General features: G+C 68.9%; 21 protein-coding genes and 1 tRNA gene. 10 read left to right on the top strand and 12 right to left on the bottom strand.

All coding sequences use genetic code 11. The features are described from left to right. Positions 1-5 precede the first annotated feature (5 nt). Entirely contained in the window at positions 6-335 is a 330-nt protein-coding gene (soxZ, locus tag RGD00_RS07960) for a thiosulfate oxidation carrier complex protein SoxZ (RefSeq protein ID WP_310456777.1), read from the top strand. Positions 336-453: 118 nt separating this feature from the next. Here soxZ and RGD00_RS07955 read toward each other — a convergent pair. Both RGD00_RS07955 and RGD00_RS07950 read right to left on the bottom strand, forming a co-directional pair. Beyond that, positions 454-547: transfer RNA gene (locus RGD00_RS07955), tRNA-Sec, on the bottom strand. Between the two features lie 6 nt (positions 548-553). Continuing rightward, positions 554-1,462 (bottom strand): NAD(P)/FAD-dependent oxidoreductase, encoded by a 909-nt coding sequence (locus tag RGD00_RS07950; RefSeq protein WP_310456776.1) that lies wholly within the window; start codon positions 1,460-1,462, stop codon positions 554-556. A 328-nt stretch (positions 1,463-1,790) separates the two neighbouring features. Between RGD00_RS07950 and RGD00_RS07945 the strand changes: the two genes are divergently transcribed. From RGD00_RS07945 to RGD00_RS07925, 5 genes are all read left to right on the top strand, one after another. After that, entirely contained in the window at positions 1,791-3,371 is a 1,581-nt protein-coding gene (locus RGD00_RS07945; RefSeq protein WP_310456775.1) for an ABC transporter substrate-binding protein, read from the top strand. A gap of 75 nt (positions 3,372-3,446) precedes the next feature. Next, positions 3,447-4,430 (top strand): ABC transporter permease, encoded by a 984-nt coding sequence (locus tag RGD00_RS07940; RefSeq protein WP_310456774.1) that lies wholly within the window; start codon positions 3,447-3,449, stop codon positions 4,428-4,430. 3 nt (positions 4,431-4,433) lie between these two features. Continuing rightward, entirely contained in the window at positions 4,434-5,402 is a 969-nt protein-coding gene (locus RGD00_RS07935) for an ABC transporter permease (RefSeq protein ID WP_425603392.1), read from the top strand. Between the two features lie 10 nt (positions 5,403-5,412). Continuing rightward, positions 5,413-6,393: an ABC transporter ATP-binding protein gene (locus RGD00_RS07930; protein ID WP_310456773.1), complete on the top strand. Its 981-nt coding sequence runs from the start codon at positions 5,413-5,415 to the stop codon at positions 6,391-6,393. Continuing rightward, positions 6,390-7,400, top strand: a complete 1,011-nt coding sequence (locus RGD00_RS07925; RefSeq protein ID WP_310456772.1) for an ABC transporter ATP-binding protein — start codon at positions 6,390-6,392, stop codon at positions 7,398-7,400. The genes RGD00_RS07930 and RGD00_RS07925 overlap by 4 nt, the downstream gene beginning before the upstream one ends. Here RGD00_RS07925 and RGD00_RS07920 read toward each other — a convergent pair. From RGD00_RS07920 to secG, 8 genes are all read right to left on the bottom strand, one after another. After that, positions 7,397-8,440: a DUF1513 domain-containing protein gene (locus tag RGD00_RS07920; protein WP_310456771.1), complete on the bottom strand. Its 1,044-nt coding sequence runs from the start codon at positions 8,438-8,440 to the stop codon at positions 7,397-7,399. The two genes, RGD00_RS07925 and RGD00_RS07920, sit on opposite strands and share 4 nt — an antisense overlap. A 3-nt stretch (positions 8,441-8,443) precedes the next feature. Next, a complete protein-coding gene (locus RGD00_RS07915) occupies positions 8,444-9,415 on the bottom strand; it encodes an imelysin family protein (protein WP_310456770.1) in 972 nt (323 codons plus the stop codon). After that, positions 9,415-10,935, bottom strand: coding sequence for a di-heme oxidoreductase family protein (locus RGD00_RS07910; protein ID WP_310456769.1), 1,521 nt, complete (start codon positions 10,933-10,935; stop codon positions 9,415-9,417). Before RGD00_RS07910 ends, RGD00_RS07915 begins: the two co-directional genes overlap by 1 nt. A 68-nt stretch (positions 10,936-11,003) precedes the next feature. Then, positions 11,004-11,489 (bottom strand): bacterioferritin, encoded by a 486-nt coding sequence (gene bfr, locus RGD00_RS07905; RefSeq protein WP_310456768.1) that lies wholly within the window; start codon positions 11,487-11,489, stop codon positions 11,004-11,006. 125 nt (positions 11,490-11,614) lie between these two features. Then, the gene (locus RGD00_RS07900; protein WP_310456767.1) at positions 11,615-11,869 is read right to left on the bottom strand and encodes a (2Fe-2S)-binding protein; all 255 of its coding nucleotides are present in this window, start codon (positions 11,867-11,869) and stop codon (positions 11,615-11,617) included. Between the two features lie 10 nt (positions 11,870-11,879). Then, the gene (locus tag RGD00_RS07895; RefSeq protein ID WP_310456766.1) at positions 11,880-13,142 is read right to left on the bottom strand and encodes an imelysin family protein; all 1,263 of its coding nucleotides are present in this window, start codon (positions 13,140-13,142) and stop codon (positions 11,880-11,882) included. A 359-nt stretch (positions 13,143-13,501) separates the two neighbouring features. Continuing rightward, positions 13,502-15,145 carry a CTP synthase gene (pyrG, locus tag RGD00_RS07890; RefSeq protein ID WP_310456765.1) on the bottom strand — a complete coding sequence of 548 codons (1,644 nt, stop codon included), beginning with the start codon at positions 15,143-15,145 and terminating at the stop codon, positions 13,502-13,504. Positions 15,146-15,337: 192 nt separating this feature from the next. After that, positions 15,338-15,697: a preprotein translocase subunit SecG gene (gene secG, locus RGD00_RS07885; RefSeq protein WP_310456764.1), complete on the bottom strand. Its 360-nt coding sequence runs from the start codon at positions 15,695-15,697 to the stop codon at positions 15,338-15,340. Positions 15,698-15,852: 155 nt separating this feature from the next. Between secG and RGD00_RS07880 the strand changes: the two genes are divergently transcribed. The 3 genes from RGD00_RS07880 to RGD00_RS07870 are packed head-to-tail and all read left to right on the top strand — an operon-like array spanning position 15,853 to position 17,991. Further along, positions 15,853-17,145, top strand: coding sequence for an adenylosuccinate synthase (locus RGD00_RS07880; RefSeq protein ID WP_310456763.1), 1,293 nt, complete (start codon positions 15,853-15,855; stop codon positions 17,143-17,145). A gap of 4 nt (positions 17,146-17,149) precedes the next feature. Then, a complete protein-coding gene (locus RGD00_RS07875; protein ID WP_310456762.1) occupies positions 17,150-17,752 on the top strand; it encodes an NAD(P)H-dependent oxidoreductase in 603 nt (200 codons plus the stop codon). Further along, the gene (locus RGD00_RS07870) at positions 17,749-17,991 is read left to right on the top strand and encodes a DUF2842 domain-containing protein (RefSeq protein ID WP_310456761.1); all 243 of its coding nucleotides are present in this window, start codon (positions 17,749-17,751) and stop codon (positions 17,989-17,991) included. Before RGD00_RS07875 ends, RGD00_RS07870 begins: the two co-directional genes overlap by 4 nt. Positions 17,992-18,029: 38 nt before the next feature. Here the strand turns inward: RGD00_RS07870 and RGD00_RS07865 are convergent, their stop codons facing one another. Further along, on the bottom strand, positions 18,030-20,744 hold the full coding sequence (locus RGD00_RS07865) for a hypothetical protein (RefSeq protein WP_310456760.1): 2,715 nt from the start codon (positions 20,742-20,744) through the stop codon (positions 18,030-18,032). Between the two features lie 139 nt (positions 20,745-20,883). Between RGD00_RS07865 and RGD00_RS07860 the strand changes: the two genes are divergently transcribed. Beyond that, a complete protein-coding gene (locus RGD00_RS07860) occupies positions 20,884-21,576 on the top strand; it encodes a thiamine diphosphokinase (RefSeq protein WP_310456759.1) in 693 nt (230 codons plus the stop codon). On the opposite strand, the gene RGD00_RS07855 is transcribed toward RGD00_RS07860, so the two are convergent. Further along, positions 21,491-22,435 carry a DMT family transporter gene (locus RGD00_RS07855; RefSeq protein WP_310456758.1) on the bottom strand — a complete coding sequence of 315 codons (945 nt, stop codon included), beginning with the start codon at positions 22,433-22,435 and terminating at the stop codon, positions 21,491-21,493. The two genes, RGD00_RS07860 and RGD00_RS07855, sit on opposite strands and share 86 nt — an antisense overlap. Positions 22,436-22,594: the final 159 nt, after the last annotated feature.

Here is a 22,594-nt window from a genome sequence, read left to right as displayed (position 1 = left end):
GCGCCATGACCACACGTCCCCCCCGCATCTGGATTTCCAACGCCACCCCCGCCGTGGGCGAGATCGTCCGCCTGCGCACCCAGATCGCCCATCCGATGGAAAGCGGCTTTCGCATCGATGCCGCAGGCCGGCCGATCCCGCGCCACATCGTCACCCGGTTCGAGGCGCGGCTGGACGACAGGCTGTTGCTGGAATGGGAACCGCAATCCGCGATCTCGCAGAATCCCTATCTGGAATTCACCTTCGCCGCCCGCCAGCCCGGCACGCTGCGCATGACCTGGATCGACGATCTGGGCGAAACCATCACCGCGGAAAAGGACATCACGCTGGCCTGACCCGGCCCGGGTGCCCTTTTCATTTTCTGTCCCTAAATATCCCGGGGGTCCGGGGGCTGGCCCCCGGCGCCGCCCGAGACACCCGCACCACCCCATTCAAGCGCCCCAAGGGAAGAACTGGCGGAAGGGAGTGGGAGTCGAACCCACCAAAGACTGTCGCAGCCTCAACCGGATTTGAAGTCCGGCCGCCCCACCGGGGACGATTCCCTTCCCGAAGCTCAGCCCGCGCAGCGCGCAACCACCCTCGCCGCCGCGGCACGGCCATCGGCCAGCGCGTCGGTCAGCATCCCGCCATAGCCCGCACGCACGGCCCCCACGGCCAGCACGCCGGGAATGCGGGTTTCCATCTGCGCGTCCACGGCGACGGCCCCCGCATCGTCCAGCGCCGCGGCGGGCAGCAGATCCGCGTTCGGCACCAGCCCCACGAAGGGAAAGACGCCGGCGCAGGGCTCTGCCACCTCTGCCCCGTTCTCGCGCAGGCGCACCGTGGTCAGCACGTCGTCGCCCCCCAGCGCCGCGACCTCGGCGCCGAAACGCACGCGGATCGCGGGGGCGGCGGCCACAGCGGCCACCAGATCGGGGCGGGCGGTGAAGGCCGTGCCGCGGTGGACCAGATGCACCACGGGGCAGAAATCGGCCAGCACCAGCGCCTCCTGCAGGGCGGAATCGCCGCCGCCGACCACCATCACCGGCTTGCCGCGGAACAGCGGCCCGTCGCAATCGGCGCAATAGGACAGGCCCCGGTGCGCGAACGTCTCTTCGCCCGGGACCCCCAGCCTGCGGTTGCGCGCGCCGCTGGCCAGCACCGCATGGCGCGCGCGGCGGGGGCCGCTGGCGGTGTCGAGTTCGACCCGGCCATCCGCGCCGGGGCGCAGGGCGGACACGGGTTCGAACAGCAGTTCCACCCCCAGATCGCTGAGCCGCATCATCATTTCCGCCGACAGATCCGACCCGGACGCGGGCATGCCCGCGGGCCCCGGCGACAGGTGGTTCACGTTCAGCACCAGCCCGCCGAACATGTTCGCCTCTGCCAGCGCGACGCGCAGCCCGGCCGCTGCCGCCGCCTCTGCCGCGGCCATGCCGGCGACGCCGCCGCCGATCACGAACATGTCGAAACTGCCGCCCATGTCACGCCTCCCCCGGGTATTGCGGCGCGAACGTATCCGCCTGCCCCCCGCGGGGGCCGGGTGTCCGTTCACACCTTGCTTGCTGTGGGGGCCAGATTGTGCCGCGCCCGCCGGGCTGTCAATTCGCACCCCCGCGCGCCTATGCCCCCCACAGGACCGGGCCGGGGCCGGCCGGGCGACCCGACGTCATGCGCCCGCTTTGTCCAGCCGGTCAAAAAACAATTGCCAGACAAGGAAAAATCGGGATCCTCGATCAAAGCATCCCGCGCGCGCCGCACAGCCGCCATGAACGACGACTGCAACCATAAAAGACCTGGGAGTTAGCCGGATGAAGACCATTCTCACCCACCTTGGGGTGGCACTCATGTCCACCACCATGATGGTGTCGGCCGCGTCGGCCGAAACCATCCGTTGGGCGCGCGCCTCTGACGCGATGACGCTCGACCCGCATTCGCAGAATCAGGGCGTCACCCATACTTTCGCCCACCACATCTACGAAACGCTGCTGGACCGCGACGTGCAGGGCACGCTGACCCCGCGTCTGGCCACGGAATGGAACCTGAAAGACGGCGACCCGACCACCTGGGTGTTCAAGCTGCGCGAAGGCGTGACCTTCCACGACGGCGCCGCCTTCACCGCCGAGGATGTCGTGTTCTCGCTCGACCGCGCGCGGTCGGCGAAGTCGAACATGCGCCAGCTGCATGCCGATGTGGCAGAGGTGATCGCGGTCGACGACCTGACCGTCGAGGTCAAGATGAAGGGGCCCTCGCCGCTTTATCCCAACAACCTCACCAACACCTTCATCATGGACAAGACCTGGTCCGAGGCGAACAACGTCATCGAGGTGCAGGACTATGCCGCGGGCGAGGACAACTATGCCGTCCGCAACACCAACGGCACCGGCCCCTATATCCTGCAATCGCGCGAGGTCGACGTGCGGTCCGTGCTGACGGCCAACGACAAGCACTGGGCCGAAACCAAGCCGGCGGTGACGGAAATCATCTATCTGCCGATTTCCGACAACGCGACCCGCGTCGCCGCACTGCTGTCGGGCGAGGTCGACATCGTGCAGGACGTGCCGGTGCAGGACATCGAGCGGCTGTCGGGCACCGGCGGGATCAAGGTGGAAACCGGCCCGGAAAACCGGGTGATCTATTTCGGCTACAAGTTCGGCGATGCGCCGCTGGCATCGTCCGACATCAAGGACCGCAACCCGATCAACGACCCGCGCGTGCGCGAGGCGATGGAACTGGCGGTGGACCGCGACGCGATCAAGCAGGTGGTGATGCGCGGCCAGTCGATCCCCACCGGCGTCGCCACGCCCCCCTTCGTCAACGGCTGGACCGAAGAGCTTGACGCCTATCCGGCCGTGGATCTGGAAAAGGCCAAGGCGCTGCTGACCGAGGCGGGCTATCCCAACGGGTTCAGCATCACGCTCAACACCCCCAACAACCGCTACGTGAACGACGAGGCGATCAGCCAGGCGGTCGTCGGCATGCTCGGCCGGATCGGGATCAAGGTGGCGCTTTCCTCGTTGCCGATCACGCAGCATTCGCCGCTGGTCATGAACAGCACCACCGATTTCTACATGCTCGGCTGGGGCGTGCCGACCTTCGATTCGGCCTATGTGTTCAACGATCTGGTGCACACCAAGGAAGGCAACTACGGCGCCTACAACGCCGGGCTCTACAGCAACCCGGAACTGGACGAAAAGATCCGCTCGCTCGGGTCCGAAACCGATCTGGACAAGCGCAACGCCACCATCGCGGAAATCTGGAAGGTGGTGAAGGAAGACCGCGTGCTGCTGCCGATCCACAACCAGGTGCTGACATATGCGATGAAGGACAACATCACCCTGCCGGTGCACCCGGAAAACCAGCCGCGGATGACCTCGGTCACGCTCGACTGATCCGTCCGGCGACAATGCCGCCGCGCAGGTCCACAGCCCTGCGCGGCGGTTTGCCTTCTAGCGACGGAGCCCGGCATGCTTGCCTTCATCATCCGCCGGCTGGCGCAATCGCTTCTGGTGATGCTGGTCGTTGCGCTGATTTCCTTCATGATGTTCCGCTATGTCGGCGACCCGATCGAAAGCATGGTCGGCGTCGAGACGCGGCTCGAGGACCGCGAGGCGATGCGCGACCGGCTCGGCCTCAACGATCCGGTGCCGATGCAGTTCCTGCGCTTCGTCGGCAATGCGGTCCAGGGGGAATTCGGCATTTCCTACCGCCTGCAACAGCCGGTGACGGAACTGATCCTCAGCCGCCTGCCCGCGACGATCGAACTCGCCTTCACCTCGGCCACGCTGGCGCTGGTGGTGGGGGTGGTTCTGGGGGTGTTCACGGCGCTGAGGCCGAAAAGCTTCATGGCCGCGGGGGTCATGGGGGCCTCGCTGGTGGGCGTGTCGCTGCCGACCTTCCTGATCGGGATCGGGCTGATCTATGTCTTTTCGGTCGAACTGGGCTGGCTGCCCTCGTTCGGGCGGGGGGCGGTGGTGGAACTGGGCTGGTGGCGCACGGGGTTCCTGACCGAATCCGGGGTGAAATCGCTGATCCTGCCGGCCATCACGCTGTCGCTGTTCCAGATGACGCTGATCATGCGTCTGGTGCGGGCCGAGATGCTGGAGGTGATGCGCACCGAATACATCCGCTTTGCCCGCGCCCGGGGGCTGACCCGGCGGGCGGTCAACTTCGGCCATGCCCTGCGCAACACGCTGGTGCCGGTGATCACCATCACGGGGCTGCAACTCGGGTCCGTCATCGCCTTCGCCATCGTGACGGAAACGGTGTTCCAGTGGCCGGGGGTGGGGTCGCTCTTCATCAACTCGGTGCAGGTGGTGGATGTGCCGGTGATGGCGGCCTACCTTTTGTTCATCGCGCTGGTCTTCGTCATCATCAACCTTGTCGTCGACATCCTCTATTACGTCGTGGACCCGCGGCTGCGCGTGGACGGCGGCGGATCGGGACACTGAACCATGACCACGCAGGATAGCCCTACGCAGCATACCCCCGCCCCCCCGCCCCGGCCCGCGGGCTGGCTGAAACGCGCGCTCGACAGCGACATGTTCTATTCCTGGCGCCGCTCGCCGGTCACGGTGGTCGCCACGGTGGTGGCGCTGGCGCTGATCCTGATGGCGCTGTTCGCGCCGCTGATCGCGCCCTACAACCCGTTCGATCCGTCCAGCCTCAACCTGATGGACGGCTTCACCCCGCCGGCGACCAAGGCCGCCTTCACCGACAACTGGTTCCTGATGGGGGCGGATCATCAGGGCCGCGACGTGCTGTCCTCGATCATGTACGGCAGCCGGATCTCGCTGCTGGTCGGCGTTCTGGCGACGCTGCTGGCGATGAGCCTCGGCATCGCGCTCGGCCTGACCGCGGGGTACAACGGCGGGGTGATCGACGCGGTGATCATGCGCATCGCCGACATCCAGCTGAGCTTTCCGGCGATCCTGATCGCGCTGCTGATCTTCGGCATCGCGCGCGGGGTGATCCCGGCGAGCCAGCAGGAAAACATGGCGATCTGGGTGCTGATCCTGGCCATCGGCCTGTCCAACTGGGCGCAGTTCGCGCGCACGGTGCGGGGCGCGACGATGGTGGAACGCGAAAAGGATTACGTGTCGGCCGCCCGCATCATGGGGGTGCATCCGATCCTGATCCTGATCCGGCACATCCTGCCCAACGTCCTGGGCCCGGTTCTGGTGATCGGCACCATCGGCCTTGCGCTGGCGATCATCGAGGAAGCGACGCTGTCCTACCTCGGCGTGGGCGTGCCGCCGACGCAACCCAGCCTCGGCACGCTGATCCGCATCGGGCAGCAGTTCCTGTTTTCCGGCGAATGGTGGATCCTGTTCTTCCCCGGGGTGACGCTGGTGTTGCTGGCGCTGTCGGTCAACCTTCTGGGCGACTGGCTGCGCGACGCGCTGAACCCGCGGCTGCGGTAAGGGGGCAAGGATGACCGAACCGCTTTTGTCCGTGCGCAACCTGACGGTGGAATTTCCCACCCGCCGCGGCATCCTGACCGCGGTCGAGGACATATCCTTCGACATCCTGCCCGGCGAGGTTCTGGGCATGGTCGGGGAATCCGGGGCCGGCAAGTCGATGACCGGCAATGCCATCATCGGGCTGATCGAGCCCCCGGGCCGCATCGCCCGGGGCGAGATCCGCCTGCAAGGCCGGCGCATCGACAACCTGCCGCCGGATGAGATGCGCGCCGTCCGCGGCCGGCGCATCGGGGTGATCTTTCAGGATCCGCTGACCTCGCTCAACCCGCTCTACCGCATCTCGGACCAGCTGGTGGAAACGATCCGCACCCACCTGCCGCTGTCGCGGGCCGAGGCGCTGAAACGCGCCGTCAAGCTCTTGGACGATGTGGGCATCCCCGATGCCGCGCGGCGGATCGACGATTACCCGCACCAGTTTTCCGGCGGCATGCGGCAGCGGGTGGTGATCGCGCTGGCGCTGTGCGCCGATCCCGATCTGGTGATCGCGGACGAACCGACAACGGCGCTGGACGTGTCCGTGCAGGCGCAGATCATCGAGGTGATGAAGCAGCTCTGCGCCGAACGGGATGCCGCGATCCTGCTGGTGACGCATGACATGGGCGTGATCGCGGAAACCGCCGACCGGGTGGCGGTGATGTATGCCGGGCGCATCGCCGAAATCGGCCCGGTGCGCGACGTGATCAAGGACGCGCGCCATCCCTATACCGCGGGTCTGATGGCGGCGATCCCGCGGCTCGGCGCGCATCTGGACCGGCTTCAGCAGATCCCCGGCGCGATGCCGCGGCTGTCCGCCATCCCGCCCGGCTGCGCCTTCAATCCCCGCTGCCCCAAGGTGTTCAACCGCTGCCGCGTCGAACGCCCGGCGCTGAGCGTCATCGAACCCGCCCGCCAGGCCGCCTGCTGGCTCTACCCCGGAGTGACCGAAGCATGACCGAGGTGCTGCTGGATGTCCGCAACCTGTCGCGCCGGTTCGACGTGTCGAAGCCCTGGCTGAACCGCAAGCTGGAAGGGCTGCCCAAGACCTATGTCAACGCCGTCGATGACGTGAGCTTCACCGTCAACCGGGGCGAGACCTTCGCGCTGGTGGGCGAAAGCGGGTCGGGCAAATCCACCATCGCGCGGCTGATCGTGGGGCTGTTGCGGCCCACGGCGGGCGAGATCTTCTTCGACGGCCAGTCGCTGTCGCGCGGGCTGGAAGGGGCGCAGGCGCGGCGGCTGCGGCGGCGGTTCCAGATGATCTTTCAGGATCCGCTGGCCAGCCTCAACCCGCGCTGGCACGTGACCGACATCATCGCCGAACCCCTCCGCGTGTTCGAACGCGGCATGGGCGAGCGCGACCGCCGCCTGCGGGTGGGCGAATTGCTGACGCTCGTCGGCCTTTCGCCCGAGGACGGGGTGAAGTTCCCGCACCAGTTTTCCGGCGGCCAGCGGCAGCGGATCGCGATCGCCAGGGCACTGGCGGCGCGGCCGGATTTCATCGTCTGCGATGAACCGACCTCGGCGCTGGACGTGTCGGTGCAGGCGCAGATCCTGAACCTGATGAAGGATCTGCAACGCGAATTCGGGCTGACCTATGTGTTCATCTCGCACAATCTGCAGGTCGTGCGGCATATGGCGGACCAGATCGGGGTGCTGTACCTGGGCCGGCTGGCAGAGGTGAACGCCGCCCCCGTGCTGTTCGACCGGCCGCGCCATCCCTATACCCGCATGCTGCTGGATGCGGTGCCCGACATCGACATGACGGGACGGCAGCGCAAACGGGTGGAGGGCGAAATCCCCTCGCCCCTGAACCCGCCGCCCGGCTGCACCTTTCACCCGCGCTGCCCGCTGGCCGATGCGCGCTGCCGGGTCGAGGTGCCCCGCCTGATCACCGGCGTCGCCTGCCACGCGGTCGAGGAAGGCCGGGCGCCCTGGGCGCCGATGCCGGTGCCTGCCTAGACCGGCACGATATGGTTGTCCCAGGCCAGCGGCGCGGCGCGCAGGGGGTGCAGGGCCTCGGCCACGCGCCACAATCCCCCGCCGCCATCGCTGGCGATGAAATCGCCGTCCAGCGGCGCCAGCCCGCAGATGTCGGCGCGGCGGTGGGTGGCGAGGGGGCGGCCATCGGCGGCGAACACCATCACCGCCCCGCCGCGGGGGGAACTGATCGCCACCTTCCCCGCCACCGCGGCGATGGACCCGGCATAGCCCTGCATGGTGAACATCTCTGCCGGGTCGGGCTCGCACAGCCGCACCGCGCCGTTCCGCCACAGGCCCAGCAACGGCACGGGCTCTGCGGGATCGCCCTCCCACTGCATGGCGAAGGCCACGCCATCGGGCAGCAGCGCCAGATGGCGGATGGAGTTCCGATGCAGATCCGGGGGCAGTTCCACCAGATCCTCCACCGCCCCCCGGTCGGACAGGAACGCCAGATTGGGCCGCATCGTATCAAGGTTCAGCTTGCTGCGGTCCTGCGGGTCGGTAGCGATGCCGCCGTTGGCCACCACGATGCGCCCGTCCGGCAGGCGCTTCAGGTCGTGCGGGCCGATCCCGCCGCTGTCCCATTCGCCCACCCGGGTGAACCCGCTGGTTTCCCACAGCCCGATGCGCCCGGCGGAGCTTTCGGCCACCACCTCTGACGTCATCAGCAGCGTCCCATCGGCGGAAAACGCGCCATGGCCGTTGAACTGCCGCCCCGGGGGCGGGGTCAGGCGGTGGGTGACATGCCCGCGCGCGCAATCCAGTACCAGCGCGAAGGTGCCCGGGCGGCGGGCAAAGGCCACCGCCAGCGGGCGCACCGGATGGGCGGCGGCGGCATGGCCCCGGGCGGGCAGCGGCAGGCTGAAAACGCTGTCCCCCGCCAACGACAGCCCGTGCAGCACATGGCCGCCTTCCGCCTTGCCCGCCGCCAGCCACGCCGGGCTGCCCGCATCGGCCCAGGTCATCCGCGGCAGGGCGGCGGCGGCAAGCCCGGCCAGAAAGGCGCGTCGTGTCGCCATCGCTCAGTCCCCGTCCAGCGCGTTGAAACCCAGACCCACGCCAAGGCGCGGCGCGATTTCCGCCAGTGCCGCGGCCCGCGCGGCGCGGGTGGCCTGTTGCAGGATCTCCACCTTCAGCCGCCCCTGCGGGTCCGCCACCCCGGCGAAAACGGGATCGTCCAGCCCCTCGGCCAGCGCCACCGCCCGGTCCAGCGCCGCGCGCGTCTGCGGCGCCTCGGCCGGTGCCGCCAGCGCCATGGCCATGCCCCGCAGCGCCCGCAACGCCAGCGTCACATTGCGCAGCGACCGCCCCGCCGCGCGCGCCTCTGCCCGGTCGGGGAAGGGCCGTTCGAACGTGCCGAGAGGACGGCCAAGCCGTTGATCGGCCAGATGTTCCAGCCCCGTCACCAGCTGCGTCAGCAGGGCCTGCCGCGCCTCTGCCTGCGTCAGGTAGCGGCTGTTGCCCGGCCCGCCCGGTTCCAGCAGCGCCGCCGCGAAGCCATCCCAGCCCGCGCGGATCTCTGCCGCCATGCGCGCCAGATCGGCCGCGGTGGCGCGGATCAGCGGGCAGGGGTCGGCGGGCAGCGCCGTGGCGGGCCACAACAGCCGTTCCAACCCCGTCAACCCGCGGGCCGCCACCGATTGATCGGCAAAGGCCCCGGGCGCCAGCGCCGCCGGATCGCCCGCCAGCAACGCCCGCTGCGCCCGCCAGCCGAGCCCCTTGGGGTCGGGCCAGAAGGCGATGGCGAGCGCGCGGCCCGCTTCCTCTGCCGGGCCGAGGTGCAGATGCTGCACCCCCATCCAGGCGTCGAAAGCCGCGTGATAGGCCGGGCGCAGCACATCGGCATCGCACCCCCCCTGCGCCGCCCGGTCCAGCGCCGCCGTGGCGGTGGCGAAGGCGTCATAGCCGGGCAGGACATGGGTATCCACCACCTCTGCCACATCGGCCCGGGCGGGGGCGGCCAGCAGCAGGGACAACAGCAGCACGCGCAGCATCAGAGGCTTTCCAGAAAGGCAATCAGGGCGTCGCGGTCGGCTTTGGTCAGCGCGGCGAACCCGTCGCGGGCGGCCTGCGCCTCGCCACCATGCCACAGAATCGCCTCTGACAGCGAGCGCGCGCGGCCATCGTGCAGGAACTGCGTATGCCCGCTGACGGTGGCGGTCAGCCCGATCCCCCACAGCGGCGGCGTGCGCCATTCGCTGCCCGTCGCCCGCCCCTCCGGCCGCCCGTCCGCCAGCCCGGGGCCCATGTCGTGCAACAGCAGGTCGGTATAGGGCCAGATCAGCTGAAAGCTCTGTTCCGGCTGGCCCTTCAGGCGGTGGGTGACATGCTTGGGCACATGACAGCCGGTGCAGTTCAGGGCATGAAAGACCCCCTTGCCCTGCAACACCTGCGGGTCGTCGATATTGCGCCGTTCGGGCACGCCGAGGTTGCGGGAATAGAAGGCGACCAGATCGAGGCTTTCGGCATCGACCTCCAGCCCGTCGCGGATGCCGGGTTCCTGCCCGTGCGGGGCGCTGCGGCAGGCGGGCTGCGCCGCGGTGCATTCGCCCCAGGGGTCGGGGTGCAGGGGGGTGGACAGGCTCATATCGCCGGAAAAGGCCCCGGCGGATTGTTCTTCGACCGTGGGCTTGCCGGCCTTGAGGCCGAACCGCCCCAGCATCGGCACCCCGTAGCGGGCCGAGGGCACGATCTGCGCCCGGCCCGAAATCCCGTCGCCATCGGCATCATCGGGATCCTCGTGCGCCAGAATATCCGCCGCCGGGATCGCCTCCAGCAGCCCGAGGCCGATCATCTGCGGCGCGACGCGGGGCGAGATCATCAGATCGGCGGGCAACGGGCCATAGCCGGGGTTGGAAATGGCATAGGTGGGACGGCGCAGCGTGACCACCGTGCCATCGGCGAGCGTCACGGGTTCGTCGGTATAGTCCACCTCCATCCGCCCCTCGGCGGCATGGCCGGGGGCGGCAAGATCCTGCAACTGCCCGCCATAGACCGGATCGGGGCGCGTCGCGATCCATTCGGCGATCCCCGCCGCCGCGGCCTCCGGCGTCTCGGCCGGGCGCGACAGGCGCAGGAACATCGACACGCGGGCGTCCTGCGGCCCTTCGGGCGGGTGGCCGCGGCCGTCCTTCAGGTGGCAATCCTGACAGGCCCGCGCGTTGTAAAGCGGCCCCAACCCGTCGGAGGCCAGCGTCGAGGACGGCGCCGCGACCCATGTCTTGCGGAACAGCGCATTGCCGAGCTTGAAGGCCATTTCCCGCCCGAACGGCATATTGGCCGAGGACAGCGAAAAGGCATCCGCCGTGGCCCGGGCGCGCACCGTGGCGGCGCCGGCGGGGTTCGCCTCGAACGGTTCGGGGCCGGTGAAATCCTCGGGCGGGGTCAGCACCTTCGCGATGCGCGCGGTTTCCGCCGCGGTGCGGGGGATCACCGGCAGGTGGCGGTCATCCAGCGTCTGGCCAGGGGCGGGGGCGGCGGCAACAAGCGCCGCAAGCACAAGGGGGCGAAGCATCGGGCGATCCTTTCGCCCCCTTGGATATACCTGTTTCCGACTGTTTCAATCGGAAATCGCGGGCTGCGTTATTCGGCCTCATCCGCCGGTTTGGCGTTCAGCAGGCCATAGCGTTCCTCGCCCAGCTTCTCGAACAGGCCGATCTGGGTTTCGAGGAAGTCGATATGCCCTTCCTCATCCGCCAGCAGTTCGTCGAACAGCGCGCGGCTGACGTAATCGCCCGCCTTGTCGCAATATTCGCGCGCCTCGATGTAAAGCGTGCGGGCATCGTGTTCGGCGGCCAGATCGGCATCCAGCGTTTCGCGGATGTTCTGGCCGATGCGCAGCGGGTCGAGCTTTTGCAGGTTCGGATGACCTTCGAGGAAGATGATCCGTGCGATCAGCTTGTCGGCGTGATGCATTTCCTCGATCGATTCGGTGCGGGACTTGCTGGCCAGCCGGCCGAAGCCCCAATCCTCTTGCAGCCGGTAATGCAGCCAGTACTGGCTGACCGCGGTCAGTTCGGACCGCAGCGCGGCGTTCAGGTATTCAATGACTTTCGCATCGCCCTTCATGGATCACCCCATTCGTTGCGCAGAAACACTCGGCTGCGTCTGAAGCGAAGGTAAGCCCTTGAAGTCGCCCTGTCCATGGGGCGGCAATCACTTTTTAGAACAATTCTAAATCTGACAAAATCCGTCTACTTGAGCCGCCGGGCACGCATCCTTTGCAGCATGGGGGGCACCGCCGCGTCATCCCCGGGCACGCCGAAGCTGTCGCAGTTGCGCATGGTGTCGAGGAACAGCGGCATGCAGCCGCCGCAATCGGCGCGCTTGCCGAGCGCGTGATAGATCTTGCCGGGGGTGATGATCGTCTCGGGGTCGGATGCGCGCATCCAGTCCACCGCGGCGCGGATCTCGTGATCGGCGATGTTCATGCAGTGGCAGACGATCATCGCGGGATCCTCACTGGAACACGGCAGAGGGGTTGTCGAGGCTGTCCGACCCCTCGAATTCGATCTTGGACAGGCCGAGCGCGGCCACCGCGCGTTCGATCGAGGCGGTCTGCGTCACCAGCGCATCGACCGCCGCCATGATCAGCGCCTCGCCCTCCTTGTTGCCGGGGGCGAGCATCTGGTCATAGGCGGTGCCGCGTTCGGCCGCATCCTTGATCGCGGCCAGCGCGGCCATCGTGGCGTCGAGTTCCGCCTTCAGCTGCGCATCCACCGCCGGGTCGGCCCCCGCCACCAGTTCCGACAGCGAGGGGCCGGAAAGGGTGGTGCCGTCCACGCGGGTATAGCTGCCCAGATAGACGTTCCGAATGCCGAGACCGTCATAGTAATGGCTGTTGTGGGTGTTGTCCGAGAAACAGTCGTGTTCCTCCTCGGGGTCGTTCAGCATCAGGCCGAGCTTCATCCGCTCGCCCGCCTGTTCGCCATAGGACAGGCTGCCCATCCCGGTCAGCATCGCCATCAGCCCGGCCTGCGGATCGGCGGTGACGGCGGTGCGGGCCTCGCCGCCCTCGGCCCATTGCGCGGCCATGAACTCCAGATCGCTGACCAGCAGGTCGGTCGCCGCGACCAGATAGGCCGCGCGGCGGTCGCAGTTGCCGCCGGTGCAGCCTTCGCCCTGCACATAATCGGTATGGGGACGGTCGCCCGCGCCGGGGGCGGTGCCGTTCAGATCCTGCCCCCACAGCAGGAATTCGATCGCGTGATAGCCCGAGGCGACGTTCGCCTCGATCCCGTCGGCCTCGTGCAGGGTTTCCGAGATCAGATCGGGCGTGATCGCGGTGGCGTCGATTTCGGTGCCCGACAGGGTGAATTTCGGCGTCGCGATCACGTTCAGCGCCGCCAGCGCGTTTTCCTCGTTCGTGGCGGTGTCGGCGGCCACATAGTCGATCAACCCCTCGTCCAGCGGCCAGGCGTTCACCTTTCCTTCCCAGTCGTCCACGATCGGGTTGCCGAAGCGGTATGCCTCGGACTGCTGATAGGGGATGCGGGCGGCCAGCCAGGCGCCGCGGGCGGTGGTCAGCGTCTGTTCCGACGGCATCGCCACCAGCGCCTCGACCGCGGCCTGCAAGGCGCGGGCGGTGGTCAGGCTGTCCTCATAGGTGGCGGCGGCGATGTCTGCATAGGTCTTGACCACCCCGGCGGGTTCCGCCGCCAGAAGCGGCGTGGCGGTCAGCGCGGTGGTCATCAGCGAAGCGGCGAGGAAACGGCGGAACATCGGGCGTCCTGTCTGCAAGCGGGGGGCACGGGATCCGTCATGGCACCCATGCAATCCCGCCCGCCTGACCGCCGGCAGGATCGGGGCCAATTTCCGACAAAAGAAGTCGGCTGTAAAGACTGATTCATTCAGTCGGAAATCAAGAATGTCGTGAACTGCCCCGGTTCCGGGCGGAACCATGCCGGGGCAAGCCCCGGCCTACGGGCACAGCGCCCTTTTCCCGCCGGTTGGCCATGGCGGAGAGATGCGCCTCCGGCGGGGATATTTAAGGACAAAAAGTGAACACGGGCCTACCCTGCCTCACTTTCTGTCCTTAAATATCCCGGGGGGTCCGGGGGGCTGGCCCCCCGGCGCCGGCCTCAGACCAGGCGGCTGACCTCGACGGCTGCGCGGATGAAATCGGCGAACAGCGGGTGGGGGGCGAAGGGTTTGGATTTCAGTTCCGGGTGGAACTGCACGCCCACGAACCACGGGTGGTTGCGGTGTTCGACGATTTCCGGCAGCCGCCCGTCGGGGCTCATGCCGGAAAACGCCAGCCCGCAGCCTTCCAGCGCCTCGCGGTATTTCACGTCGACCTCATAGCGGTGGCGGTGGCGTTCCTCGATCCTTGTGTCGCCGTAGATCCGCGCGGCATGCGAATCGGGGGCCAGCACCGCGGTATAGGCACCGAGCCGCATCGTGCCGCCCTTGTCGTCGCCCACCTTGCGTTCGACCTTGTGGTTGCCCTGCACCCATTCCTTGAGGTGGTAGACGACCGGCGTGAACCGGCGCGCGCCCTTTTCGTGGTCGAATTCCTCGGACCCGGCGTCCTCCACCCCGGCGAGGTTCCGGGCCGCCTCGATCACCGCCATCTGCATGCCGAGGCAGATGCCCAGATAGGGGATGTTCCTTTCGCGGGCGTATTGCGCCGCCTTGATCTTGCCTTCAGTCCCGCGTTCGCCAAAGCCGCCGGGCACGAGGATGGCGTGAAACCCGGCCAGCAGGGGGGCGGAATCGCCGCGCTCGAACACTTCGGCGTCGATCCATTCGGCCCGGACCTTCACCCGGTTGGCCATGCCGCCATGGGTCAGCGCCTCGGCGATGGATTTGTAGGCGTCTTCCAGCTGCGTGTACTTGCCCACCACGGCGATCTTCACCTCGCCCTCGGGGTGGGTCAGGCGGTCCATCACGTCTTCCCATTTCGTCAGGTTCGGGCGCGGCGCCGGGGCGATGCCGAAGGCATCCAGCACCGCCTGGTCCAGCCCCTCGCGGTGATAGGCGAGCGGGGCCTCGTAGATCGTCCTCAGGTCGTAGGCCGCGATCACCGCCGATTTGGGCACGTTGCAGAACAGCGCGATCTTTTCGCGTTCGCGTTCGGGGATCGGATGTTCCGACCGGCAGACAAGCACATCGGGCGCAAGGCCGATGGATTGCAGTTCCTTCACCGAATGCTGGGTGGGCTTGGTCTTGAGTTCGCCCGCCGCCGCCAGATAGGGCAGCAGCGTCAGGTGCATCAGGATCGACTGGCCGCGCGGGCGTTCGTGGATGAACTGGCGGATCGCCTCGAAGAACGGCAGGCCCTCGATGTCGCCCACGGTGCCGCCGATCTCGCACAGCATGAAATCGCACTCGTCCTCGCCGATGTGCAGGAAGTCCTTGATTTCGTTGGTGACATGGGGAACCACTTGGATGGTTTTGCCCAGATAGTCGCCGCGGCGTTCCTTTTCCAGCACGTTGGAATAGATCCGGCCGGAGGAAATGGAATCGGTCCGCCGCGCCGAGACACCGGTGAAGCGTTCGTAATGGCCCAAGTCGAGGTCGGTTTCCGCGCCGTCGTCGGTGACGAAGACCTCGCCATGTTCGAAAGGCGACATCGTGCCGGGATCGACGTTCAGATAGGGGTCGAGCTTGCGCAGCCGCACCGTATAGCCGCGCGCCTGCAACAGCGCCCCGAGCGCGGCCGAAGCCAGCCCCTTGCCGAGCGAGGACACCACACCGCCGGTGATGAAGATGTAACGTGCCATGCGGCGGCCCCCGTGATCTGGCGCAATCTGCGCGGTTCTTGAGCCCCGCGGGAATCGCGGGATCACGGGACCAAAGCTATAGCCGGTCCCGCGGGGCCGCGCAACGCATCGCAAGATGCTGGAAGCGCAACCCGGGCATTCACTACGGATAGTGGTGCGGATCCTGTTGCAGCCCCGCCACGGGGCCGCGGTTCATTCCGCGCGCGGCGGGGCGGCGGGCGCGTCGCTGCGCGGCGGCGGCAGCAGTTCGGACGCCGGCGGCAGGCCCGGCGCAACGGGGGCCGTCACCGGCGCCTCGCCCCCGATCTGGTCGATGACCGATCCCGTAGAAGCATCGCGCGCCGCCAGCACCGTCAGCACCAGCGAGGTGATGATGAAGGCGATGGCGAAGATCCATGTCACCTTGCTGAGCGCGGTCGCCGCGGCGCGGCCGGTCATGACCCCGCCGCCCCCGCCGATGCCAAGGCCGCCACCCTCCGACCGTTGCAGCAGCACCACCCCGATCAGACAGAGGGCGAGGATCAGATGGATGGTCAGGACGATATTCAGCATGATGCGGCCTTCGGCGGAGTATGGGCCTATCTAGGGCCAAGCGCGCCACGCCGCAACCCCGAAGGCGCCCCCCCGCGTACCCCGCGAATTGCGGGTTTCGCCGGGGCGCGCGGGGCGCTATACAGCCGCGGGTTTGCATCTGTCAGGAACATGTCATGGCCAATGTGGTTGTCGTGGGTGCCCAGTGGGGCGACGAGGGCAAGGGCAAGATCGTCGACTGGCTGTCCGAGCGCGCCGATGTGATCGCGCGCTTTCAGGGCGGCCACAACGCGGGCCATACGCTGGTGATCGGCAACAACGTCTTCAAGCTGTCGCTGCTGCCCTCGGGCATCGTGCGGGGCGGCAAGCTGTCCGTCATCGGCAACGGCGTGGTGCTGGACCCCTGGGCGCTGATGGCGGAGATCGACAAGCTGCGCAGCCAGGGCGTCATCGTCAGCCCCGAGAACCTGATGATCGCGGAAAACACCCCGCTGATCCTGCCGCTGCACGGCGAACTCGACCGCGCGCGCGAGGGGCAGGTGGGCATGGCCAAGATCGGCACCACCGGGCGCGGCATCGGCCCGGCCTATGAAGACAAGGTGGGCCGCCGGTCCATCCGCGTGGCCGACCTTGCGGACGAGGCGACGCTGGACCTGCGCATCGGCCGGCTGCTGACGCATCACAACGCGCTGCGCGCGGGCCTCGGGCTCGACCCGATCGACATCGCGGCGCTGCGGGCGCAGCTGACGGAAATCGCGCCGCAGATCCTGCCCTATGCCAAGCCGGTCTGGAAGGTGATGCACGACGCCCGCCGCGCCGGCAAACGCATCCTGTTCGAGGGCGCGCAGGGGGCGCTGCTGGATGTCGATTTCGGCACCTATCCCTATGTCACCTCGTCCAACACGCTGGCGGGGATGGCGGCGACGGGCACCGGGCTCGGCCCCACGGCGGTGGATTTCGTGCTCGGCATCGTCAAGGCTTACACCACGCGCGTGGGCGAGGGCCCCTTCCCCACCGAACTGCTGGACGACGACGGCCAGCGCCTTGGCGAGCGCGGCCACGAATTCGGCACCGTCACCGGGCGCAAGCGCCGCTGCGGCTGGTTCGACGCGGTGCTGGTGCGCCAGACCTGCGCCACCTCGGGCGTGTCGGGGATCGCGCTGACCAAGCTCGACGTGCTCGACGGGTTCAGGACGCTGAAGATCTGCGTGGGCTATGAACTGGACGGCCAGCGGCTGGATTACCTGCCGACCGCCGCCAACCTGCAGGCGCGCGTGACGCCGATCTACGAGGAACTGGAAGGCTGGTCCGAATCCACCGCCGGCGCGCGGTCCTGGGCCGACCTGCCGGGGGCGGCGGTGAAATACGTCCGCCGGATCGAGGAACTGATCCAGTGCCCCGTCGCGCTGCTGTCGACCAGCCCGGAACGCGATGATACCATTCTGGTGACCGACCCCTTCGCGGACTGATCCCATGCGCTGCCTGCTGATCGACGCCCATCCCGACGCCGACCGGCTTGCCGCGCATCTGCTGGACATCTACGCCGCCGCCCTGCCCCCCGGCACGGCGGTGGAGCGGCTGGCGATCCGCGAACTGGCGTTCGACCCGAACCTTGCGCAGGGCTACAGGGCCCTGCCGCCGCTGGAACCCGACCTCGACCGCGCGCTGGCGGCGATCGAGGGTTGCGACCATCTGGTGCTGGCCTTTCCGCTGTGGTGGGGGGCGGAACCGGCGCTGCTGAAAGGGTTCTGGGATCGCGCATTGCTGCCCAGGCGCGCCTTCCGCTATCACGATGCGGATCCGTGGTGGGACAGGTTGCTGGCCGGGCGGTCGGCCGATGTGATCGTGACGATGGACACCCCGCCCTTCTACCTGCGGCTGGCCTATTTCGACCCCCTCGGCTGGCGCTATCGGCGGCAGGTGCTGGGTTTCGTCGGCTTTCGCCCCATCCGTTTCCACTATTGCGGCCCGGTCCGCAGCGGCGGGGCGGAACGCGCCCTGCCCGGCTGGCGCACCCGTCTGGAACGCGCGGCGCGTTCGGCCCCCGGCCTGCGCCGCAGGGGGGCGGCCCGATGACCCACCGCAGCCGCAAGCGACTGGCGCTGCTGATCCTGCTGGTCGGGCTGCCGGTCTATATCGTCGCCGCCGTCAGCCTTGTGAACATGCTGGACCGGCCCCCGATCTGGGCAGAGCTTCTGGTCTATATCGCGCTCGGCTTCGTATGGATCCTGCCGTTCCGCTTTGTCTTTCGCGGTGTGGCGCATGGCGATCCGGCCGATGAAAAGGCAGGGGAACCGCCGGATCCCCCTGCCTGATACTCGTTACGCCAAGCGGATACCCCGGCGCGCGCCGCCTATCCGGCGATACGGCGCGCCTCGGCCTCGATCGCCGATCCTTCGGCCAGCGCGAACTGGCCCCGGCGGGTCTTATGGATGCGCCCCTCGCGCAGAAGGGTGCCGAAGGCGCGCAGCACATCCTCGCGCGGCGGCGGTTCGCCCCCCGCCAGCACGGCGGTCAGCCGGGTGATCTGCGGCCGGGTGAAGCCCTCGCGCCCCTCGGCGAGGCAGATGAAGGCGGCGGCGGCCTCCAGCTGACGGTCGAGCGTTTCGGCCTTCAGCCGGCGGGCGAATTCGGGAAAGCTGTTTTCCCCGGCAAATATGTTTTCCGGCGCGTCGAGGTTTTCGGCCTCTTCGACCTCCTGCGTCAGTGCGAGGCTGCCGGTGCTGATCCGCCGCGGGCGCACCACGCGCGCGGGTTCCACAGGGGCGGCGGGGGTGGGGGCTGCCGGGCGGTCGATGCGCTGTTCCGACACCAGCACCAGCGGCGGGATGCGGGTCGCCTGCACCGGGCGCGGGCGCGGGCCGGGGGCGATTTCCGGGCGGCGCGGGCGCACCACCTGGGCCAGATCCTCGCGGTAGGGGTCGACGCGCTTCACGCCCGCCCCCTGCCCGCCCGCGCTGCGTTCGGCCTGGGTGACGGCCACGGCGGCCTTCAGATGCGCAATGGTCGCGGCGCGGCGGCGGCTTTCGGGGTCCTCGAACTGCGTTTCCGCCGCCCGCATCAGCCGCGACACCGCCGCATCGCCATCTTCCGACGCCTCCAGCACCGCACGCCGCGGTTCGGGTCGGGCCGGGGCTACGGGCCCGGACTCGGACATCGACTCGGGTTCCGACAGGGCCGCGGGCGGTTCGTCCACGTCGAGCGCCCGGGCCAGCGCGGCCGCGGCCGCGTCGGGCAGCGACGCGGCGTCGTCATGCGCCGCCTCCATCTCGCGTTCCAGTTCCGCCAGTTCGCGCGCCAGTTCGGCCTCTGCCTCGGGCGACAGCGCGACGACGGATTCGGGGTCGGGCATGGGGGCGGGTTCGGGCGACAGGGCCTCGTCAACCAGCGTTTCGGGCGCGGGCTCCGCCTCTGCCGGCCGCCCCAGACGCCGCACCTTGATGACCCGGGCCCGTACCGGCTGCACCGGCGCATCCTGCGCCTCGGCGGGTTCGGTCACGGCCTGCGCAGCCTCGGCCTGCGCGGGTTCGGAGGCAGGCTCCTCCCCCCCGTCCGGTTCCACCGACAGCTGCGGTTCGGCAGGCTCTTCCTCGGCGGGTGCTTCGGCAGCCTCCACCGCAACGGCCTCGACAACCGGCTCGGCCCCCGCCCCGCGCAGGGTGTCGAGCAACGCCCCCAGGTCGGGTTCCCCTTCGGCTTGCGCCACGGATTCGGCCTCGCCCACGGACATCCCGGCACCCGCGAGAGTATCGAGCAGCGCGGCCAGATCAGGCTCGGCCTCGGCTTCCGCCGCCGGTTCGGCCACAACCTCCGCCACCTCCGCAGCAGCCTCGGCCCCGGCGAGGGTGTCGAGCAGTGCAGCCAGATCGGGCTCCGCCTCGGCTTCCGCCGCCGGTTCGGCCCCAACCTCCGCCGCGTCCGCAGCAACTTCGGCCCCGGCGAGCGTGTCCAGCAATGCGGCCAGATCGGGCTCCGCCACCGGCTCCACTGCGATCTCCGCCTCGCCCACAGCAGCTTCGGCGCCGGCAAGGGTGTCGAGCAGCGCGGCCAGATCGGGTTCGGCCTCGGCCTCCGCCACAGGTTCCGCGTCGCGCAGAGGCGCCGGTTCCTCTGCCACCGGCTCCACCTCGGCCACGGCCGTTTCGGCTGCAAGGTCGGCGGGCGCATCGTACTGGGGGGCGAGGTCGGGGGCTTGGATGGCTTCGACCTCGGCCGCGGCCTCCATCGTGGTCTCTTCGATGGCTTCGGCCGCGATCTCCGGCAGGGGGTCTTCGGCGGGCTCTGCCGCGACCGTCACCGGCAAGGGTTCCTCCACCGCTCCCTCTTCCGCCACGGCGGGGTGTTCGGCGGGCTCCTCTACCTGCGGCGCGGGTTCGGGGGCGAGCAGATCCTCGTCCAGTTCCGCCAGATCGGCGGCCAGCACCGCGGCGGCGGGTTCCGGCGGCGGGGCGACGGGTTCGGGCTCGGCGGCGAAAGCGGGGGCAGTCAGCGGGATGTCCACCGCATCCTCCGCCTCGTCGATGGCCGCGGCCAGCGGCGGGGCCGCGCGCGAACGGTCCACCGCCGCGCGGATGCGGGCGAGCTTGGCGGCCACGCTTTCCTCGACCTGCCCGGGTTCGGGGGTGATCACCTGCGGCTGCGCGCGCGGGGGCTGCGGGACAGCGGGGGCGGCCTGCGGCGGCGCGAAGGCCGCGACCGGCGCGGCAACCGGGGCAACCGGGGCGACGGGCGGCGCGGCCTCGGGCGCGGGGGCGGCCACTGCCGCCGTCACCTCAGGCGCGACCGGCGCAGCCGCCGGGGCGGGCGCCTCTGCCTCGCCCGCCCGCAGCAGCACGCCGTTGTCCTGCACCTTGGCCTCCACCCGGCGCTGGATCTCTCGTTCCGCGATGCGGTGCAGCATCGCCGCATCCGGCTGCGGCGGTTCCGCGCCGAAGTAACGGTCTTCCGCCGCAAGGTCGCGGAAGTATTCCGCGATCGCCTTCATGGTGTTGAACGGCTCGTCGAACCCTTCCAGCGTGCAGGAAAAGGTGCCGTAGGATACCGTCAGGATCTTGCTCGGACCGACCATGAAACGTTCGCCTTCTGCAAAACTCGTTCCCCTCAAATTACCATCCGCCACGCCGATTCCGTGATTGGATCAGGGTAATTTGAAGGATTGATTATGGCCCCGATTGTGTTCCCCTGCCTTAATTGCCATGTCATCGGCCATGCAGGAACCCCTTCTGAGATCACAAGATGGCATCACACTGGTCGGCGGCGCCCCCCTGTCGGCGCGCGTACTGGCCGAGGCGCTGGCGATCGCCCCCTTGCTGGTGGCGGCCGATGGCGGGGCGGACCGGCTGTTGCGCCTTGGGCACCTGCCGCAGGCGGTGATCGGGGATTTCGATTCGATCACGCCGATGGCGCGCGCGGCGCTGGCCGACCGGCTGCACCACCTGCCCGAACAGGACACGACCGATTTCGACAAGGCGCTGCGGTCGGTCGAGGCGCCGTTCATCCTCGGCCTCGGGTTTTCGGGGGCGCGGATGGATCACGGGCTGGCGGCGCTGAACACGCTGGCGCGGCACCCGGGGCGGCGCTGCCTGATCCTGTCGGGGCACGACGTGGCCTTCCTCGCCCCGCCGGACCTGCGGCTCGACCTGCCGCCGGGGGGGCGGCTGTCGCTGTTCCCGCTCGGCCCGGTTCAGGGGCAAAGCGAGGGGCTGCGCTGGCCCATCGAGGGGCTGGCCTTCGCCCCCGCGGGCACCATCGGCACCTCGAACCGGGTGGCGGAGGGGGCGGTGCGGCTGCGGTTCGACGCGCCGCGGATGCTGGTCATCCTGCCGCGGGCCCGGCTGGCGGCGGCGCTGGCGGGACTGCGAGCGGCGGATGCCTGGCCGCCAGACGCTCGCGGTGGATGATGTAGAGGCCCGAGGCGACGATGGTCGCGATCCCCGCCCAGGTCAGCAGGTTCGGGAAATCGCCGAACACCAGATAGCCGAACGTGACCGCCGACACCATTTCCAGATAGTGCAGCGGCACCAGCGTGGACGAGGGCGCAAGCTGCAACGCATAGGTGATCGCCATATGCGCCAGCGTCGCCCAGAACCCCACGCCGAACAGCCACAGCCAGTAGATCCCCTGCGGCATCACCGGATCGAGCGCGGCGATCCCCGTGCCCTCGGCCCAGACCAGCACCGGCAGGCACAGCAGCACGCCGGCGACCGAGGTCTGCATCTGCATCGTCACCGGATGGAAATAAAGCGACATGTGCCGCGTGATCAGCATGTAGCAGGCAAAGGCCACCGCCGTGCCGAGGGGATAGAACGCCGCCGCCCCGAACGCCACGAACGAGGGCTGGATCACCAGAAGCGCCCCCGCGAACCCCACCGCCGAGGCCGCGATGCGCCGCGGCCCCACCTTTTCGCCGAACACGAGCCAGCCGAGCAGCAGCACGATGAAAGGCTCGACAAAGGCGATGGCCAGCGCGTCGGCGATCGGCATCACCGCGATGGCGGCGACGAAACCATAGGTCGCCAGCAGCAGGAACAGCGCCCGCAGCGCCACCATCCCCATCTGCCGCGGGCTCATCCCCCAGCCCAGGCGCATCAGCAGCACGACGGGCAGCATCAGCGCGCCCTGCACCGCGAACCGCGCGAAGGTGATCTGCCCCACCGGGATCGCGTCGGAAGCAAGCTTGGCATGCACGTCCAGCAGCGGCGCCAGCGCGCAGAAAGCCAGCATGAGCCCGACGCCGGGCAGGATGCGGTGTTGGTGCATGGCCTTCTCCTGCGGCGGGGACCGGAGTCGGGCGCGCCCCGACCTATGGGCCGCCTAGCATGGACCCGCGGGCGGGGCAAATCGCCGCGGTTTACGCCCTGTTAACGGCTTTGCGCGAGGGTGACGCGAACGAAAAGGGAACCCGTGATGATCATGATG

The sequence above is a fragment of the Ruixingdingia sedimenti genome (assembly GCF_031432425.1).
GTDB lineage: Bacteria > Pseudomonadota > Alphaproteobacteria > Rhodobacterales > Rhodobacteraceae > Ruixingdingia > Ruixingdingia sedimenti.
Note: the sequence above shows the minus strand (reverse complement) of the source record. Positions and strands in the feature narration are given on the sequence as shown.

What these genes read in the sequence shown, in the direction of transcription:
- bfr (WP_310456768.1), bottom strand. Translation starts at nt 11,489, where the DNA reads ATGAAGGGCGATGCGAAAGTCATTGAATACCTGAACGCCGCGCTGCGG.
- RGD00_RS07925 (WP_310456772.1), top strand. Translation starts at nt 6,390, where the DNA reads ATGACCGAGGTGCTGCTGGATGTCCGCAACCTGTCGCGCCGGTTCGAC.
- RGD00_RS07855 (WP_310456758.1), bottom strand. Translation starts at nt 22,435, where the DNA reads ATGCACCAACACCGCATCCTGCCCGGCGTCGGGCTCATGCTGGCTTTC.
- soxZ (WP_310456777.1), top strand. Translation starts at nt 6, where the DNA reads ATGACCACACGTCCCCCCCGCATCTGGATTTCCAACGCCACCCCCGCC.
- RGD00_RS07880 (WP_310456763.1), top strand. Translation starts at nt 15,853, where the DNA reads ATGGCCAATGTGGTTGTCGTGGGTGCCCAGTGGGGCGACGAGGGCAAG.
- RGD00_RS07915 (WP_310456770.1), bottom strand. Translation starts at nt 9,415, where the DNA reads ATGCTGCGCGTGCTGCTGTTGTCCCTGCTGCTGGCCGCCCCCGCCCGG.
- RGD00_RS07935 (WP_425603392.1), top strand. Translation starts at nt 4,434, where the DNA reads ATGACCACGCAGGATAGCCCTACGCAGCATACCCCCGCCCCCCCGCCC.
- RGD00_RS07910 (WP_310456769.1), bottom strand. Translation starts at nt 10,935, where the DNA reads ATGCTTCGCCCCCTTGTGCTTGCGGCGCTTGTTGCCGCCGCCCCCGCC.
- RGD00_RS07930 (WP_310456773.1), top strand. Translation starts at nt 5,413, where the DNA reads ATGACCGAACCGCTTTTGTCCGTGCGCAACCTGACGGTGGAATTTCCC.
- RGD00_RS07950 (WP_310456776.1), bottom strand. Translation starts at nt 1,462, where the DNA reads ATGGGCGGCAGTTTCGACATGTTCGTGATCGGCGGCGGCGTCGCCGGC.
- pyrG (WP_310456765.1), bottom strand. Translation starts at nt 15,145, where the DNA reads ATGGCACGTTACATCTTCATCACCGGCGGTGTGGTGTCCTCGCTCGGC.
- RGD00_RS07875 (WP_310456762.1), top strand. Translation starts at nt 17,150, where the DNA reads ATGCGCTGCCTGCTGATCGACGCCCATCCCGACGCCGACCGGCTTGCC.
- RGD00_RS07895 (WP_310456766.1), bottom strand. Translation starts at nt 13,142, where the DNA reads ATGTTCCGCCGTTTCCTCGCCGCTTCGCTGATGACCACCGCGCTGACC.
- secG (WP_310456764.1), bottom strand. Translation starts at nt 15,697, where the DNA reads ATGCTGAATATCGTCCTGACCATCCATCTGATCCTCGCCCTCTGTCTG.
- RGD00_RS07920 (WP_310456771.1), bottom strand. Translation starts at nt 8,440, where the DNA reads ATGGCGACACGACGCGCCTTTCTGGCCGGGCTTGCCGCCGCCGCCCTG.
- RGD00_RS07940 (WP_310456774.1), top strand. Translation starts at nt 3,447, where the DNA reads ATGCTTGCCTTCATCATCCGCCGGCTGGCGCAATCGCTTCTGGTGATG.
- RGD00_RS07870 (WP_310456761.1), top strand. Translation starts at nt 17,749, where the DNA reads ATGACCCACCGCAGCCGCAAGCGACTGGCGCTGCTGATCCTGCTGGTC.
- RGD00_RS07945 (WP_310456775.1), top strand. Translation starts at nt 1,791, where the DNA reads ATGAAGACCATTCTCACCCACCTTGGGGTGGCACTCATGTCCACCACC.
- RGD00_RS07900 (WP_310456767.1), bottom strand. Translation starts at nt 11,869, where the DNA reads ATGATCGTCTGCCACTGCATGAACATCGCCGATCACGAGATCCGCGCC.
- RGD00_RS07860 (WP_310456759.1), top strand. Translation starts at nt 20,884, where the DNA reads ATGCAGGAACCCCTTCTGAGATCACAAGATGGCATCACACTGGTCGGC.
- RGD00_RS07865 (WP_310456760.1), bottom strand. Translation starts at nt 20,744, where the DNA reads ATGGTCGGTCCGAGCAAGATCCTGACGGTATCCTACGGCACCTTTTCC.